Raw genomic sequence first — 15,706 nt, 5'->3', positions numbered from 1 at the left:
TCGCCTGGCTGGCGAGGGGCGGATTGACTTAGCCCACATCTATCGGGCAGACGGTCTGCCAATTGAATGACAAGAGCAGCCATCAGGAATCACAGTGGCATCATCTGCTGACGCTCTTCGAAGGGTCATCACTTCTCCATCTCGGTTCGCGCAGTTCAAGGTCGCCGTGACGGCGCTTGCCGCGCTGGCACTCGCCAGTTGCAGCATGAGCGCGAGCAGCCTGTTCGGCGATTCGAAGGCGCCGCCGGTCCCCGTGCAACCTGCTGCACCGCAGACGGTGAGCATCAATACGCAGGGCATCAAGGTAGCATTGCTGGTGCCGCTTTCGGGTCCAGGCGATACCGCCAGCGTGGGTCGGGCACTGAAGCAGGCGGGCGAACTCGCCATGTTCGATTCCGGGGACCCCGGCATCGTGCTCATCACCAAGGACACCAGGGGCAACCCGCAAGGCGCGCAGGCCGCCGCCCAGGAAGCCCTTAACGAAGGCGCACAGATCATTCTGGGGCCCTTGCTCTCAAGCGAAGTGCAGGCGGTCCAGCCGCTGACCCGGCAGCGCAACGTGCCGATGATCGCCTTTTCCTCGTCCAGTACGGTGGCGGGGGGCGGCACCTATCTCATGAGCTTCCTACCGGAGCAGGAGGTGGCGAGCGTCACCGGATACGCCATCCGGCAGGGCCGCAAGAACATCGCCGCGATGATCCCCAAGGATCAATACGGAGCGACGGTGGAGCGGGGGCTGGTCGAAGCAGCGCGAATCAATGGCGGTCAGATCGTCACGATGACGCGCTATGCGCGCGCGCCGACCGGAATTATCGATCCGATCAAAGAGATCGCGGCCGCGGTCAACGATCCCTCCAAGAACGTTCAGGCATTGCTGCTGCCGGAAGGCGGCGACTATCTGCGGCAGATCGGACATGGTCTGCAGACGGCTGGTGTGACGCCGAACCGGGTGAAGACCCTCGGTACGGGATTGTGGGACGGGCCGATCGCGCGCTCGACGCCCATTTCGCTCGGGGGCTGGTATGCGGGCGTCGCGCCGCAGATGGTCACGCGCTTCGAGCAGCGCTACGATTCCACCTATGGCAGCACGCCGCCGCGGCTGGCGAGCCTAGGGTATGATGCCGTCAGCCTGTCGATCTCCATGGCGAAGGCTCCGGACAAGCAGCGGTTCTCGGCCGCACAGATCACCAATCCCGAGGGTTTCCAGGGCGTCAATGGATTGTTCCGGTTCCGCTCCGACGGCAGGATCGAGCGCGGCCTCGCCATTCTGGAGGTGACGTCCACAGGACCGCAGGTCGTGGAAGGTGCGCCGACCCGGTTCAACGGCGCCTCCTATTAGGCGGCTTCCTGTGCCTCCAAGGAGGTCAGCAAAGCGGCGATGAGGGCATTCAGGACCTGCCGTCCACGGGCCGTCGCGGCGATGCGGCGGCCGTCGTCGCTGACCTGGAGGAGGCCCTCCTCTGCCAGTGATGACAGGGTTCCAGGACGCAGACGACCGCCGCGGAGGTCGGCGAAGCGGTCCAGCGATACGCCTTCCGAGAGGCGAAGCCCCATGAGCAGGAGTTCTTCCGCCGCCTCCTGAGGAAGGAGCGCGGTGTCGTCAGCGATGCCGTTGCCGCGGCGATTGACGGCGGCGAGCCAAGCTGCGGGGGTGCGAATGGTCTGCAGAGCATGCCGAGCATCATTCATGATCAAGCGTCCATGGGCGCCCGGTCCCACACCGACATACTCGCCATAGCGCCAATAGGTCAGGTTGTGCCGCGATTCGGCCCCGGGCCGCGCGTGGTTCGAGACCTCATAGGCCGGCATGCCGGCGGCGTTGCAGAGATCCTGGGTGATCTCGTAGAGCGCAATGGCAGAGTCGTCGTCGGGGACCACCAGGGTGCCGCGCTTGTGGCGGGCGGCAAAGGGTGTACCTGGCTCGATGGTCAGCTGATACAGGGAAAGATGCTCGGTTCCGCGTTCAAGGGCCGCCGACAGCTCATGCGTCCAGGCCGCCACCGTCTGGGCCGGGCGGGCGTAAATGAGATCGAAGGAGACGCGGTTGAAGCGGGTCTGAGCGATGTCGAGAGCGGCCATGGCTTCGGCCACCGAGTGCTCACGGCCCAAGGCTTTCAGGGAGGCGTCGTCCAGAGCCTGGACGCCAAGGGACAAACGGTTGACGCCGGCCGCGGCGTAACCGTCGAAATTCGAGGCTTCTACGCTTGTCGGGTTTGCCTCCAGGGTGATCTCCACCCAGGGCGACAGAGACCATCGCCCGGCCACCGCATCGATCACCTGGCCGACGGCCGAGGGCGGCATCAAGGACGGAGTGCCGCCGCCGAAGAAGATGCTGGTCACCGTCCGTCCCGGCGTGCGGTCGGCGAAGTCGCCGATCTCACGCACCAGTGCCGCGGCGTAGTCATCGGCCACGGCATCCGGCCGGACGTGGGAGTTGAAGTCGCAATAGGGGCATTTGGCCTTACAGAAAGGCCAGTGCACATAGACCGCGAAACCCGGCTGATCAGTCGTCCTCATGGGTCTTCAAGACCTGTTCGGTCAGCGCCGCAAAGGCACGGGCGCGGTGTGAAATCGCATGCTTGGCCGCAGGGTCCATCTCGCCGAAGGTTTCGGAAGATCCATCCGCCACGAAGATCGGATCGTAGCCGAACCCATGGTTTCCGCGGGGTGGCCAGACCAGAGTTCCCGTGACGCGGCCCTCGAAGACTTCCACATGGTCGTCGGGCCAGGCCAGGGCAAGGGCGCAGACGAAGGAGGCACCGCGCTGCTCCGGCCTCGTGGCGCCTTTCTCCAGGAGCGCGTCCTCGATCCTCTGCATCGCTGCGTGAAAATCCTTGGAGGGGCCCGCCCATCGTGCCGAGAAGATCCCCGGCGCTCCGTCGAGCGCGTCCACAGAGAGGCCGCTGTCATCGGCGAGCGCCGGCCATCGCGAGGCCATGGCCGCTGCACGCGCCTTCAGGATGGCATTCGCCTCGAACGTGCTGCCAGTTTCCTCCGGCTCGGCGAGCCCGAGATCTGCGGCCGAAACGGTCTCGATCCCGAGCGGGGCGAGGAGGTCGGCGATCTCGCGGAGCTTTCCCTTATTGTGGCTGGCCACGACCAGCTTCGGCCCGATGAAAAGACGGGCCGTCACGAGAAGCCCCAGATGCTCGGCTCGGCGAATTCGATGGAGTTGCCGGCAGGGTCTCGGAAATAAATTGATCGGCCGCCCTTGGGCCACTCAAAGGCCGCTTCGATCTCCACGCCATGGTCCTGGAGATGCGCCTGCCAACGCTTGAGTCCTTCGGCGTCGGCGCGGAAGCACAGATGGCCTTCCCCCTCCGCCCCATGTGGCGGGACAGGAAGCATTCCGGGCTTCGGCGGTTCGCGCGTCGCTTCAGGGTTGAAGATCAGAAGCATCTGCTGACCGCAGGAGAAGAACACATGACGGCCCTTCACCTTGATCACCAGCTTCAGCCCCAAAACCTCCGTGTAGAAGGCCTCAGCGGCGTCGAGATCCGTCGCGTAGAGGGACGTCTCAAGGATGCCGTCGGGGCTCATGGTCTCAGCTCACAGCTGTTTTCTGGAGGTCGAGGAGACGGGTGATCCCCTGACGCGCCAGCTTCAGAAGCTCGATGAACTGCTCCTCCGTGAAGGGAGCTCCTTCAGCCGTCCCTTGGATTTCGATCAGGTGGCCGTCGCCGTTCATCACGAAATTCGCATCCGCTCCCGCCTCTGAGTCCTCGGCATAATCGAGGTCGCATACGGCGTTGCCGCGATAGATGCCGCATGAGATGGCGGCGATCTGGTGGGTCAGGGGCATTTCCTTGACCATGTTGCGCGCCTTCATCCAATGGAGGCAGTCATGCAAAGCCACCCAGCCACCCGTGATCGCCGCCGTCCGGGTGCCGCCATCGGCCTGGATCACATCGCAGTCGATGGTGATCTGGTTCTCGCCGAGCTTGCCGAGATCGACGGCCGACCGCAGCGACCGGCCAATCAGCCGCTGGATCTCCAAAGTGCGCCCGCCGCGTTTGCCGGTGGCGGCCTCGCGCTGAGTCCGCTCATGGGTGGCGCGCGGCAGCATGCCATATTCGCCTGTCACCCAGCCTTTGCCGTTGCCACGCATCCAGCCTGGAACGCGTGTCTCCAGGCTGGCCGTGCAAAGGACATGGGTGTCGCCGAAACGGACCAGACACGAGCCCTCCGCGTGCTTCGACACGCCCCGCTCGAGGCTCACGGCACGGATTTCATGGGCTTCACGGTGAGAGGGTCGCATCAATGCTCCTAAGCGGCTGGTCGTCGCGGGCCGGATCGGCACCGAGCCGGGTTTGTAATCGAAGCACGAGGAGGCCGCAACGCAAAGTCCGCCTTTGATCGCCGCCGCGGCTTAAGGCGCGTTTAACTTCAGTCGCCGCACTGATAAGGCACTAGGCCACAGAGATGTTTTTCGGGGACCGAGGCATGAACCTTCTCCGCTCGGCGATGACCGTGAGCGGCTACACCATGGCGAGCCGCGTGCTCGGCTATGTGCGAGACGCGCTCTCCGCCGGGATGCTCGGGACCGGGCCTGTGGCCGGTGCGTTCGTGGTGGCGGTGCGGCTGCCAAACATGTTCCGCAGCCTGTTTGCGGAGGGCGCCTTCAACTCCGCCTTCGTTCCTCTTTTCGCCAAGCGCCTGGAAGGAGAAGGGGAGGGCGCGGCTCGACGCTTTGGCGAAGAGGTCATGAGCGTCATGGTGGTGGCGCTCACCTTGTTCGTCGTCGTCGCCGAAATCGCCATGCCGCTCGTCATGCTGGTGATCGCACCGGGATTTGCCGAGAGCGATGCACAGTTCGACCTTGCGGTGACGCTGTCGCGCATCGGGTTCCCGTATTTGATGTTCATGTCGCTAGTCGCCTTCTTCTCTGGCGTTCTGAACAGCCTCGGCAAGTTCTCCTTCCCTGCAGCCGCACCCATCATCCTGAACGTGATGCAGATCGGTACTTTGGCGACCGCCGCTTGGCTGAGCTGGGGTGCAGAGGCTCGGACGGCCGAACTGCTGATGTGGTCGATCGCCATCTCCGGATTGCTGCAGCTCATCATGCTGGCCTGGGCGTCCTATGCATCGGGCATGAATCTCCGTCCCAGGATGCCGAGGCTCACGCCCGGCGTACGCAGACTGTTCAGGCTGGGCATCCCGGGAACGATCGCGGCCGGTATCACCCAGATCAATCTGGTGATTGGCACCATGATCGCCTCACTCATTCCCCATGCCCCGGCATGGCTTTATTACGCGGACCGTGTCTATCAGCTGCCGCTGGGGCTGATCGGTGTCGCCATGGGGATCGTGCTCTTGCCGGATCTGTCGCGCCGCCTGCGTGCGGGTGACCTGGTCGGCATGCGGCACACCCAGAATCGCGCCATCGAGATGTCGATGCTCCTGACGCTGCCCTCGACGATTGCGCTGGTCGCCATGCCGGTGGCGATCGTGCACATGCTTTTCGAGTACGGAAATTTCACCGCGGCGGACACTGTCGCGACTTCGCAGGCGCTGGCTGCCTTTGGGCTCGGGCTCCCCGCCTATGTGCTGATCAAGATCTTCACGCCGACATTCTTCGCCAATGAGGATACGAAGACGCCGATGATCTGCGCCGGGGTGGCCGTGGCGGTCAACATCACCGGAAGCCTGGCGAGTTTCTCCTTCATCGGCCATGTGGGCATCGCTCTGGCAACGACGCTTTCCGCCTGGGTCAACACGCTGCTGCTGGCGGGCATTCTGGTGCACCGAGGACAGTTCGAGACGGATGACCGGCTCCGCTCCAAGCTGCCGCGGATCCTGGTGGCGAGTCTCGTCATGGGCGCCGGCCTCATCGCCGCATTGGTATGGCCGCTAGCGGGAATTTTCGTTCCGGGCGTGTCCTTCCTCCTGCAGCTTGGCTGCTTCCTGGCGCTGGTCATCGGTGGGGCGGTGATTTTTTTCGGCGTGGGCCAGTTGATAAGGGCGTTCTCCTTCGGCGAGATGAAACGCATGATGCGCCGCCCGCCGGCGTCGCCGCCACCCGAGGGCTTGGCATCCCCGGACATTTAGGCGATATAGCGCGAGTTTGCGGAGACCCTCATGAATTCCTTACGCCCGCGCGTATTCTCCGGCGTTCAACCGACCGGAAACCTGCATCTCGGCAATTATCTTGGTGCGGTGTCGCGATTCGTGCCGCTGCAGGAGAGCTTCGAATGCATCTTCTGCGTCGTCGACATGCATGCCATCACGGTGTGGCAGGATCCGCATGAGCTCGCCCATAACACGCGCGAAGTGACGGCGGCCTTCATCGCCGCGGGCATCGATGCAAAGCGGCACATCGTCTTCAACCAGAGCCAGGTCTCCGCCCATGCAGAGCTCGCCTGGGTGTTCAATTGCGTCGCCAGGCTCGGCTGGTTGAACCGGATGACGCAGTTCAAGGAGAAGGCGGGCAAGGACCGGGAGAATGCCTCCGTCGGCCTCTATGCCTATCCCAGTCTAATGGCGGCCGACATTCTTGCCTATCGCGCGACACATGTTCCTGTCGGAGAGGATCAGAAGCAGCATCTCGAGCTCGCGCGCGACATCGCACAGAAGTTCAACAATGATTTTGCCGAGACGATCGCCGAGGCCGGCTACAATGATGGCTTTTTTCCCCTTACCGAGCCGCTGATTGCGGGACCGGCGACGCGGGTCATGAGCTTGCGCGACGGCACCAAGAAGATGTCGAAATCCGATCCCTCCGACCTGTCTCGAATCAACCTCACGGATGACGCCGACACGATCGCGAAGAAGATCCGCAAGGCGAAGACCGATCCCGAGCCGCTCCCCAGCGAGGCGAAGGGGCTGGAAAGCCGCCCTGAAGCTTCAAACCTGGTGGGAATCTACGCCGCGCTGACCGACAAGCCGATCGCCGATGTGCTGACGGAGTTCGGCGGTGCCCAGTTTTCAGGGTTCAAGCAGGCGCTGATCGACGTCGCGGTTGAAAAACTGAGCCCCATTACCGGCGAGATGAAGCGGCTGATGGATGACCAGTCGCATATCGACACGATCCTCGCCGAGGGCGCCCAGCGCGCCCGGCAGATCGCCGCCCCGATCTTCGCAGAGGTGAGGAAGATCGTGGGCTTCGTGGGGTAATGGGCCGGTTCAGTGTACGTAAGCGGCCGTTTCAGGCTGCGTGAGGAACGCAAGCACGGTCATCTCGGCGATTGCCTGTTCGAGATGCCTTTCTAGGCCGTCACCCTCGTCATCATCGCCTTCTCGGCTGAGCAGAACATCGGCAAGCATGCCCTCAGATCCGTCATCACGGCGATACAGGCCGTGGGCGACGATGATGTTGCCATCGACCTCGACATTATCCTTTTCGGCATCCAGATCGATGGCGAGAATGCCGGCTTCGGCGAGGGTTCTGAATTCTTCTTGCTCGCACATGCCGTTCTGGTTTTCGTCCTGCCAGATGCCTGCCAGCGGGAATGCACTATCCGCGGCATCGAAAACGCCGTCGCGGTTGCTATCGTAATCTCGCGCAAAGGCTTCCAGATCGCTCAGTTCGTCGTCTGCTTGAGCAAAGGCGAATTCCTCCAATGCCTCGATGACGCCGGACTGATCAAGATCCACGGCGAGCAAGGCGTCGTCCTGTCCGACCCAGCCGACACTCTCCACCGCACCATCTCCATCGACGTCCATGGCCACGGGAGAAAGGCTGGCGCCGATCAGCTCAATTCCGTCGCCGTCCAGATCCAGGACCACCGGCACCATTCCCCGTCGACCAAATCCGCTGCTGCCAAAGCCGGTATGCGAGCTGATGTTAAAGGGAGAGACGGGAGCGAAGGGTTCCGGCCTCGCTCGAGGGATCGGCGGACTGCTCTTCCAACTCTGATCCGGCACCCAACGGACTTCGCCGGTGCCTCCGCCGCCGTTACTCCCCCCGAACGTGCCCATGCCTCTTCCGGAGGACGTCTCATGTGGCGGTACCCATTTCGGCTCCATCCAGCCCGGGCGGGGATTGAAACCCGGAAGCGGATTGATGGGAGCAACCGGCTTCGGGGGCGCGAAGTTGGGCTTCTTGGGAATGTGTACGGACGGGACGTGCACGGGATTGTAATTGGGGTTGGTTTGGCACCTGGGTTCGAGAGAGTTGAACCTGCAGTGGATGGATTTCTCGGGAGAGGTTTCGACATATGCCCGCTCCTCGATCGGGGCGGGGTCGGCCGGAGTCGGGGCGGCAGAGTGCGGCGAGGCAGTGTCGGGCCTCGCCGGTGAGGCGGAGGCTTCGGGTGAAAACAACTCTTCGAGCGCCAAGTCGAGGATATGGTAAGGCCGCGGCGTCGGCTGGGTCTTGGGCTCGGGGGCCGCATCCGCCGCCGGCGGGGCCGACGCCGATACAGGTATGGCCTCAACCGTTGCGGGAAGCGCCGACTCCTTTCCGAGCGGGTAGGATTGAGTCGGAGAAAGAGGAGCGGCGGTGGCCTCGGCGTCGCCCTTCAGCTCCACCTGTGGCTGTTGAAAGGGTTCTATGGGCGCCGTCTTGAAGATGCCGGGCGGGCTGGCGGCTTCCGCATCAGCCTTGCTTTCGGATGCGGGCTGATGAGTGAGCAGGGGAGTGGTCCCGGCACCGACTGCCATCTCCGGTGTGGAGCCCTCAAGCCTGTCCTTGAATAGCCGCAACTCATCGCCAAGCGTCCCCAGCAAAGCGATATACTCATCCTTGTTATTGGTAACGTGATTCACGACTGTTTCGATCTCATCGAAGACGTCGCCGACGTTGCGCTCCACTGTGTCGAGAGTGTCGCCAATCAGTTGGGACCATGACCTTTCGGTCGGCGCTGCGTTTGCGTCGCCTCTGGCCGGGCGCGGCACGCCCGTTTCGACATAAGCTTCAGCGATCGCCTTTTCCCACTTCACCAGATGGTGGCTCTCGGTGGTCGGGTCATCGATCATCATCTGAGGAAGAATGTCTTGCCTCTGGCCCCGGGCGATGCCGTGGCCGAATGCCGCCAACCCTCCGAGAAGATCCGACACCACGCCATGCGCTATATCGCTCGCGTTGTCGCCATAGGTGTCCTGATCACCATCGAGAAACAGTTCAGATAAAATGCTCCTCCCAACCCAGAGATGTTTCGGAATTTTGTGGCCGTTCACAACTACGGAAGCGTCATTTTCAAGAAGTTGATGGAGAGTTGGGATGGATTTTCTATCAAGTATTTTTTGAACTACATCAGTTCGGATATCGTTGGAGATGACTGTAGAATCCAACGTTCTCCCTAAAACGACGGAGGCATGAAGTATTTTGGCGTAGGTAAATGCTGCCGCGGGGCCCACTCCAGCGTTTATCCAACGGGCGTGAGCAAACCAAGCATTCGAATCAAAAGTTTCTTCTGTGATCGAAAATAGATAATGATAGGAAGCTTCTGGATAATTCTCACTAAGGAATTCTAATATTTTGTGTTCGTCACTGGTCATTGATCTGTGGTGAGTTTTACTATAACTAGAACTAGTTTGCATGTAACACCTTGTTACCTAAGGTCTATTGAGATTGAATCTATAATAAAGTCAAACTTCTCTGTTATTGTATGTTTGTTTTTCCTAATATCATCGGCATGTCTTTGGCCAATAATATATGTTTCAATCTTCAAGTTATCGAACTTTGAGTAAAAGTGACAAATACCAACTGTGTATACACTGTTATAGTCATCTCTGCAGCTTCCAAACGTTGATTCATTCCGACTAAAAACATAGCGGCGGGTGTTTTTGGATATTATGCCTCCGTAAACATCCCATTCATTGACAAATGAATGCCGTTTATTTCGTAACGTCTCCATGGTGTTGGAAAATACAAATTTATGATGCGATACAATTTCCTCGTTGGGTTGGCGGAGCATTGTTAATTTGAAAAGCGTCAGCTGGTCGGGTCCGCAGGTGACCTCCATCCCGGTCAGCTCGATTCCCGTGAAGCTGGGATCGGCGGCAAACTTCCGAAGGTAGACTTCGGTGCGCTCCTTGGGGATCGGCTCGTGGAACCAGAATCTCCACCAGCCCGCGACCCGCTCGAAGAAGGTCGGCTCCGGATCAGGAGAGTCGCTGTAGAAGACGATCTCTTCGGGCGTGCCCAGGTCACAGGTTTCGTGGCCAAGCGACGGGCTCGCACTCAGCGTGATCGCGGCAATCATCAGTCCTTTTAGGATCAGGTTAGGCTTCATCTTTGCCCCATTGCTGTCGTGGGCAGATGAGCGGGTGAATGTGTCTGGTGGGGGGCGGTATTTCGGTCGGAGCTCGATTGTGACGCAACCGGATCGCGGGAGAGTTCGAGGCCCCGCTATGCCTGGACTTCGCGCGCCGCCGTTCCTATCTTAGGGGCAACCGAACTTTGCCAAGCCAAGGATTTCAGCATGTTCATTCAGACGGAAGCGACCCCCAATCCGGCGACGCTCAAGTTCATTCCCGGCCGGACCGTTCTGCCCGGCGACCCGCGGGATTTCCGTAGCGAAGACGATGCGGCCGTGTCTCCCTTGGCGAGCCGGCTGTTCGAGGTCGGTGGCGTCACCGGCGTCTTCCTGGCTGATGACTATATCTCCGTCACCAAGGCGGATGGTGAATGGCAGCACTTGAAGCCGGCCATTCTCGGGGTGATCATGGAGCATTACCTCTCCGGCAAGCCGGTCATCGACGAAGGATCGGAGGCCAAGAGCACCGAAGGCGAGTTCTTCGATGATGGGGACGAGGAGATCGTCGAGACCATCAAGGAGCTTCTCGAGTCCCGGGTGCAGCCGGCGGTGGCCCAGGATGGCGGCAACATCACCTTCCAAGGCTATCGCAGCGGGGTCGTGTTCCTGAACATGGAAGGCGCCTGCGCGGGTTGCCCGAGTTCGACCGCCACGCTGAAGCATGGGATCGAGAACCTGCTCCGCCACTTCATTCCGGAAGTCGAGGAAGTTCGCGCGGTCTGATTTTCAGGCCCGCGCCGACACTTTAGCGGACCATGCTGCCGGGCTGGATGCTGGTGCCGCGGAGGAAGTCGGCCAATGCCATCGGCCCCTTGCCTTCGCGCTGCACCACGAGCGGCCGTATGGCTTGCGTGCCGCATGCCAGGAGCAACCTGTCGTCGAGCACTGTCGCAGGCACGCCGCTCTCCGGCGAGATTTCCGCTTTCAGCAGCTTCAGGCGGAAGGCCGCGCCCTGGGGACCGATGATCACCCAGGCGCCCGGCGACGGTGACAGGCCGTTGATATGGCGTAACACCTGGTCTGCCGGCAACTCCAGGTTCAGGTGCGCCTCGGCCTTGTCGATCTTGCGGGCATAGGTGACGCCCGCCTCGGGTTGCGGTGTGCAGTGAAGGGAGCCTTCGCTCAGCATCGTCAAGGCTTTGCCGATCAGGCTGGCACCCATTGCGCTCAGCGTATCATGCAACTCGCTTGCCGTTGTGCTCGCCTCGATGGGCACGCGCTCCGACAGACAGACAGGGCCTGTATCGAGACCGGCCTCCATGCGCATGATCGACACGCCCGTTTCAGGATCTCCCGCCATGATCGCCCGCTGGATGGGCGCGGCTCCCCGCCAGCGTGGCAGGAGCGAGGCGTGGATATTCAGGCAGCCCTGAACAGGCGCATCCAGTATCGCTTGGGGCAACAGCAAACCGTAGGCGACGACGATCGCCACGTCGGGCCTCAGCGCCGCAAATTCGGCTTGTTCCGCCTCGGTCTTCAACGATGCCGGATGCCTGACCGTCAAGCCGTGGGATTCCGCGAAGCTCTGCACTGCAGACTTGCGAACTCCCATACCCCGACCGGCTGGACGTGGCGGCTGCGTATAGACGGCGACGACTTCATGACCCTGCGACAGAATCTCGGCCAGCGGCGGGACGGAGAATCCCGGGGTTCCCATGAAGATCACGCGCAGGCTGCGCGGGCCGGCGCTCAGCTCGTGCCCTCCAGGCGACGGGCTTTGGCGAATTTCTTCGTGATCCGCTCGCGCTTGAGCCGCGAGAGATAATCGATGAAGAGAACGCCGTTCAGGTGATCCAACTCATGCTGGACGCAAATAGCCAGCAACCCGGTGCAATGCATCTCCTGCGAGGCACCCTCACGATCGAGAAACGTGATCTTGACCTCAGATGGACGGGTCACGAGGCCCTTCTGCTCCGGAATGGAAAGGCAGCCTTCCTCGTATTCCTCGCCGGCCTCCGAGGACCAGACGATCTCCGGATTGATGAAGACGAGCTGCTGAGGGCTCTCCTCGTCCCGCGCTATATCGGTCACGAACAACCGCTGCATGACCCCGATCTGGACAGCTGCCAGGCCGATCCCTTCGGCGTCATACATCGTCTCGAACATGTCGGCGATGAGCGTTCGCGTCTCGTCCGTAATCTCCGCGACCGGCTTCGAGACCTCGCGCAGGGATGGGTCGGGTAGTTCAATGATCGGGCGGATGGTCATATCAATCTCCACCGCTGAGATAGGCGACTTGCGGTGAAGGGTCAATGTGGTTCTTTTTCGGCGGAAACCGGTCATATTCGCTGCTGATGTTCCTGCTTTGGTCTATACACTTGGCGCGAATCTGGTACAGTCGGCGCCATGTTCGAACCCAACCAGACCTTGGCCATTCTCGGTGGCGTCTCAATCACTTACGGTCAAGTTGCAGCCGGGATCGCGGCTTCGGTGTTGGTGCTTCTCATCACCATAACCATCCTCGCATGGCGCGCCGGTCGGCGGAATTTGCCGTTCGATGCCCAGAGTCTGGCCCGGGAACAGGCCCTGGAGCTTCGTCTCGCCGACATGGCCGGGCAACTACGCCATTTCGCCGAGGCCAGCGCGAGCCGAGAAAATCATCTTTCGCGCACCCTCGATCAGCGACTGGACCTGGTGACCAAAAGAACGGGCGACAGTCTGAGCCTCCTCAACGAGCGCCTCGCCGTCATCGACCGGGCGCAGAAGAACATCACCGAGCTCACGACGCGTGTCGTCGGTCTCCAGGATATCCTGTCGAACAAGCAGTCCCGCGGCGCCTTCGGACAGGCGCGAATGGAGGCGATCATTCGCGACGGATTGCCCATGGACGCCTACCGGATGCAGGGGACGCTCTCCAACGGGATGCGTCCGGATTGTCTGGTCGACCTGCCAGAGACCGGGTTGAAGCTGGTCATCGACGCCAAGTTTCCGCTGGAGGCTTTCAATGCCCTCAAGGCCGGCCGTGACGACATGGAAATCCGCGCTGCGGCCCAACGTCTGCGCCAGGATGTGGGCAAGCATATCCGGGATATCGCCCAGAAATATCTGATTGCCGGAGAGACACATGACACTGCGATCATGTTCGTCCCCTCGGAATCGCTCTACGCAGACCTCTACGAGCATTTTGAGGACGTCATCCAGCGCGCGCACAGATCCAGGGTGATCATCGCCTCGCCCAACATCATGATGCTCGTCGTCCAGACCCTGCAGGCGGTGTTCAAAGATGTCCGAATGCGCGAGCAGACCGGGCTCATCAAGGGCGAGGTTTCGGCCATACTCGAGGATGTCGGGCGTCTTCAGGACCGGGTGCTCGACCTTCAAAAGCATTTCGGTCAAGCCTCTACGGATATCGACAAGATCCTGATTTCCTCCGACAAAATCTCGAAGAGAGGGCTGAAGATCGAACAGATGGATCTCCAGGCCCCTGAGGCCCTCACACCCCCGGTACCGCGACTCGCGGCCGGGGAATAGTCAAGGCGCAAGCCCATGATCACGGCACGGTGGATCGATTGCGACGGCGCTTCCCTAGAGCATCTCAAACTGTCGGAGACCGGGAGCGGCATCCATATCGAAAGCGTGATCATCGCGCGGCGAGAAGGCGAATCTTTCGCGCTGTCCTACCGCATCAGCTGCCGTCCCGATTGGAGCGTGGTCAGCGTGGATGCACGGATCATCGGCAGCGAGCTGTCGGTTTCGCTGCGGAGCGATGGCGCCGGAAACTGGACCACCGGGACGAGAACGCCGCTGTCCGCTCTGGCGGGCGCCATCGACGCGGACCTGAGTGCAACGCCATTCACGAACAGCTTGCCCATTCGACGGCTGGGTCTCGCCCGCGGTGAGGCTGCGGTGATCCGAGCGGCTTACGTGAGCGTTCCGGATCTCACAGTGTCGCTCGATGAGCAGCGCTATACCAGGATCGGTGATCTGTCCTGGCGCTATGAAGCCGTCGACGGAAGCTTCGCCCGGGAGATCGAGGTGGACGCCTTCGGATTGGTGACACACTATCCGGGGCTGTTTCGCAGGATCGGCTGAACCTGTGCCATTTGGCCCAACACTCGTCATGCCTGTAAGGTCACTGATTGCGAATCGGTAGATTTCGGCTTGAGGGACAGAGGCACCATGAGTGTCGGCCAGTTGGCAGGTGAAGGTTGGCGGGACCGCTGGCGGCGAACGCTGAGCGTCTATCTCGAGCCGCGTGTCCTGACCATCATGTTCCTGGGGTTCTCTTCCGGCCTGCCCTTGGCTCTATCCGGCTCGACGCTCGCGATTTGGATGACCGATAGGGGTGTTGATCTGGCTGCCATCGGCTTGTTCTCGCTTGTCGGCCTGCCCTACACTATCAAGTTTCTCTGGGCGCCCATCGTGGATGCGTGGAACGTCCCTGTTCTGTCGCGTCTGCTGGGCCGACGGCGCGGCTGGCTGATCCTGTCGCAGATCGTGCTGATGGCCGCCATCTTGTTTCTCGGCGCTCAGGATCCTGTTGCCGCTCCCGTTCTCGTCGCTCTGGGCGCGGTGATCCTGGCAGCCGCGTCCGCCACCCAGGATACGGTGATCGATGCCTTCCGTGTGGAAAGCCTGGACGAAGACCAGCAGGCGCCCGGCATGGCGGTTTTCGTGCCCGCCTATCGTGTGGGCATGCTGGTCGCCACAGCCTTCGTTCTCATCCTGGTCGAGTGGCTCGAGCGGAGCGGCATTTCTTCCGACATCGTCTGGTTCTACGGCTATGCCGCCATGGCGGCTCTCGTCTGCGTCGGCATCGGAGCCTCGTTGATGGCCACCGAGCCTCCTGCGTCGAAGGAAGCCGCGGCTGCGGAGGCGGCAGCATCCGAAGCAGAGCAGGGCCATCCCATCCTGAAGCTCTGGAGCGCCGCCTATGGTGCCTTCACGGATTTCCTGTCGAAGCCGTATGTCGTCGCCATCCTGCTCTTCGTGCTTCTGTTCAAGTTCTGCGATGCCTTTGCCGGGGTCATGACGGGGCCGTTCGTCATCCGCATCGGCTTCGACAAGGCGGATTACGCCACGATCGTGAAGGGCGTCGGATTATTCGCCGTCCTCGCTGGCGGATTTGCCGGAGGCTTTCTCGCTCGCGCGCTGCCTATGGTGACCTGCTTGTGGATCGCCGGCTTCCTGCAGATGGGGTCGAATCTGGTCTTCTCATGGCTTGCCTGGGTGGGCAATGATCTCACCGCCCTGGCCGTGGCCATTTCGGTCGAGAATTTCACCGGCGGGATCGGGACGGTGATCTTCGTCGCCTATCTCTCCAGTCTCTGCACCAGTCCACTGCATACGGCGACGCAATATGCTCTGCTTTCCGCTCTGTCCGCTGTCGGCAGGACGGTCCTTGCTTCGGTCTCCGGCTTCATTGCAGAGGCCACCGGATGGGTGTTGTTCTTCATGCTGACAGCGGTTGCCGCCTTGCCCGCCCTGGCTCTTTTGGCTTGGCTGCAGAGCAAAGGGCACTTTGAGGGACTGGGACGAAAGCCTGAGGCAGAAGACCGCTGACAGGG

Annotated in this window: 15 protein-coding genes; 7 read left to right on the top strand and 8 right to left on the bottom strand. The window is 61.4% G+C overall.

What is annotated here, in order from left to right:
- Window positions 1-94: 94 nt before the first annotated feature.
- Window positions 95-1,339: a penicillin-binding protein activator gene (locus tag FKM97_RS00910; RefSeq protein ID WP_143957258.1), complete on the top strand. Its 1,245-nt coding sequence runs from the start codon at window positions 95-97 to the stop codon at window positions 1,337-1,339.
- Here FKM97_RS00910 and hemW read toward each other — a convergent pair.
- From hemW to rph, 4 genes are read right to left on the bottom strand one after another with little or no spacing between them, the layout of a single operon-like run.
- The gene (hemW, locus tag FKM97_RS00905; RefSeq protein WP_143957257.1) at window positions 1,336-2,517 is read right to left on the bottom strand and encodes a radical SAM family heme chaperone HemW; all 1,182 of its coding nucleotides are present in this window, start codon (window positions 2,515-2,517) and stop codon (window positions 1,336-1,338) included. The genes FKM97_RS00910 and hemW overlap by 4 nt on opposite strands.
- On the bottom strand, window positions 2,504-3,133 hold the full coding sequence (rdgB, locus tag FKM97_RS00900; protein WP_143957256.1) for an RdgB/HAM1 family non-canonical purine NTP pyrophosphatase: 630 nt from the start codon (window positions 3,131-3,133) through the stop codon (window positions 2,504-2,506). The genes hemW and rdgB overlap by 14 nt, the downstream gene beginning before the upstream one ends.
- Window positions 3,130-3,540 carry a VOC family protein gene (locus tag FKM97_RS00895; protein WP_143957255.1) on the bottom strand — a complete coding sequence of 137 codons (411 nt, stop codon included), beginning with the start codon at window positions 3,538-3,540 and terminating at the stop codon, window positions 3,130-3,132. The genes rdgB and FKM97_RS00895 overlap by 4 nt, the downstream gene beginning before the upstream one ends.
- A gap of 4 nt (window positions 3,541-3,544) precedes the next feature.
- Complete coding sequence (gene rph, locus FKM97_RS00890; RefSeq protein WP_143957254.1) at window positions 3,545-4,258, bottom strand: ribonuclease PH; 714 nt, start codon at window positions 4,256-4,258, stop codon at window positions 3,545-3,547.
- A gap of 185 nt (window positions 4,259-4,443) precedes the next feature.
- On the opposite strand from rph, the gene murJ reads away from it, so the two are divergent.
- Together murJ and trpS are read left to right on the top strand one after the other, a co-directional pair.
- Complete coding sequence (gene murJ, locus FKM97_RS00885; protein ID WP_170240669.1) at window positions 4,444-6,048, top strand: murein biosynthesis integral membrane protein MurJ; 1,605 nt, start codon at window positions 4,444-4,446, stop codon at window positions 6,046-6,048.
- Between the two features lie 30 nt (window positions 6,049-6,078).
- Window positions 6,079-7,113, top strand: coding sequence for a tryptophan--tRNA ligase (gene trpS, locus FKM97_RS00880; RefSeq protein ID WP_143957252.1), 1,035 nt, complete (start codon window positions 6,079-6,081; stop codon window positions 7,111-7,113).
- Window positions 7,114-7,122: 9 nt separating this feature from the next.
- Here trpS and FKM97_RS00875 read toward each other — a convergent pair whose 3' ends face one another.
- Together FKM97_RS00875 and FKM97_RS00870 are read right to left on the bottom strand one after the other, a co-directional pair.
- A complete protein-coding gene (locus tag FKM97_RS00875; protein ID WP_205014643.1) occupies window positions 7,123-9,438 on the bottom strand; it encodes an EF-hand domain-containing protein in 2,316 nt (771 codons plus the stop codon).
- 53 nt (window positions 9,439-9,491) lie between these two features.
- On the bottom strand, window positions 9,492-10,175 hold the full coding sequence (locus FKM97_RS00870; protein WP_143957250.1) for a hypothetical protein: 684 nt from the start codon (window positions 10,173-10,175) through the stop codon (window positions 9,492-9,494).
- A 189-nt stretch (window positions 10,176-10,364) separates the two neighbouring features.
- Between FKM97_RS00870 and FKM97_RS00865 the strand changes: the two genes are divergently transcribed.
- On the top strand, window positions 10,365-10,922 hold the full coding sequence (locus FKM97_RS00865; protein WP_143957249.1) for a NifU family protein: 558 nt from the start codon (window positions 10,365-10,367) through the stop codon (window positions 10,920-10,922).
- A 22-nt stretch (window positions 10,923-10,944) separates the two neighbouring features.
- Here the strand turns inward: FKM97_RS00865 and fmt are convergent, their stop codons facing one another.
- Both fmt and def read right to left on the bottom strand, forming a co-directional pair.
- A complete protein-coding gene (fmt, locus tag FKM97_RS00860; RefSeq protein ID WP_143957248.1) occupies window positions 10,945-11,871 on the bottom strand; it encodes a methionyl-tRNA formyltransferase in 927 nt (308 codons plus the stop codon).
- Between the two features lie 17 nt (window positions 11,872-11,888).
- Entirely contained in the window at window positions 11,889-12,407 is a 519-nt protein-coding gene (def, locus tag FKM97_RS00855) for a peptide deformylase (RefSeq protein WP_143957247.1), read from the bottom strand.
- Window positions 12,408-12,545: 138 nt separating this feature from the next.
- Here def and FKM97_RS00850 point away from each other — a divergent pair, with 138 nt between their 5' ends.
- From FKM97_RS00850 to FKM97_RS00840, 3 genes are all read left to right on the top strand, one after another.
- On the top strand, window positions 12,546-13,670 hold the full coding sequence (locus FKM97_RS00850; RefSeq protein WP_143957246.1) for a DNA recombination protein RmuC: 1,125 nt from the start codon (window positions 12,546-12,548) through the stop codon (window positions 13,668-13,670).
- A gap of 15 nt (window positions 13,671-13,685) precedes the next feature.
- Window positions 13,686-14,231 carry a putative glycolipid-binding domain-containing protein gene (locus FKM97_RS00845; protein ID WP_143957245.1) on the top strand — a complete coding sequence of 182 codons (546 nt, stop codon included), beginning with the start codon at window positions 13,686-13,688 and terminating at the stop codon, window positions 14,229-14,231.
- An 87-nt stretch (window positions 14,232-14,318) separates the two neighbouring features.
- Window positions 14,319-15,701, top strand: coding sequence for an AmpG family muropeptide MFS transporter (locus FKM97_RS00840; protein ID WP_143957244.1), 1,383 nt, complete (start codon window positions 14,319-14,321; stop codon window positions 15,699-15,701).
- Window positions 15,702-15,706 lie beyond the last annotated feature (5 nt).

The sequence above is a fragment of the Rhodoligotrophos appendicifer genome, from assembly GCF_007474605.1.
Lineage (GTDB): Bacteria > Pseudomonadota > Alphaproteobacteria > Rhizobiales > Im1 > Rhodoligotrophos > Rhodoligotrophos appendicifer.
The sequence above is the reverse complement of the archived record's forward strand: the minus strand, read 5'-3'. Positions and strand labels throughout refer to the sequence as shown.

Coding starts and splice junctions, on each gene's coding strand:
- hemW (WP_143957257.1), bottom strand. CDS start 2,517: ATGAGGACGACTGATCAGCCGGGTTTCGCGGTCTATGTGCACTGGCCT.
- FKM97_RS00895 (WP_143957255.1), bottom strand. CDS start 3,540: ATGAGCCCCGACGGCATCCTTGAGACGTCCCTCTACGCGACGGATCTC.
- rph (WP_143957254.1), bottom strand. CDS start 4,258: ATGCGACCCTCTCACCGTGAAGCCCATGAAATCCGTGCCGTGAGCCTC.
- murJ (WP_170240669.1), top strand. CDS start 4,444: ATGAACCTTCTCCGCTCGGCGATGACCGTGAGCGGCTACACCATGGCG.
- trpS (WP_143957252.1), top strand. CDS start 6,079: ATGAATTCCTTACGCCCGCGCGTATTCTCCGGCGTTCAACCGACCGGA.
- FKM97_RS00875 (WP_205014643.1), bottom strand. CDS start 9,438: ATGACCAGTGACGAACACAAAATATTAGAATTCCTTAGTGAGAATTAT.
- FKM97_RS00870 (WP_143957250.1), bottom strand. CDS start 10,175: ATGAAGCCTAACCTGATCCTAAAAGGACTGATGATTGCCGCGATCACG.
- FKM97_RS00865 (WP_143957249.1), top strand. CDS start 10,365: ATGTTCATTCAGACGGAAGCGACCCCCAATCCGGCGACGCTCAAGTTC.
- def (WP_143957247.1), bottom strand. CDS start 12,407: ATGACCATCCGCCCGATCATTGAACTACCCGACCCATCCCTGCGCGAG.
- FKM97_RS00850 (WP_143957246.1), top strand. CDS start 12,546: ATGTTCGAACCCAACCAGACCTTGGCCATTCTCGGTGGCGTCTCAATC.
- FKM97_RS00845 (WP_143957245.1), top strand. CDS start 13,686: ATGATCACGGCACGGTGGATCGATTGCGACGGCGCTTCCCTAGAGCAT.
- FKM97_RS00840 (WP_143957244.1), top strand. CDS start 14,319: ATGAGTGTCGGCCAGTTGGCAGGTGAAGGTTGGCGGGACCGCTGGCGG.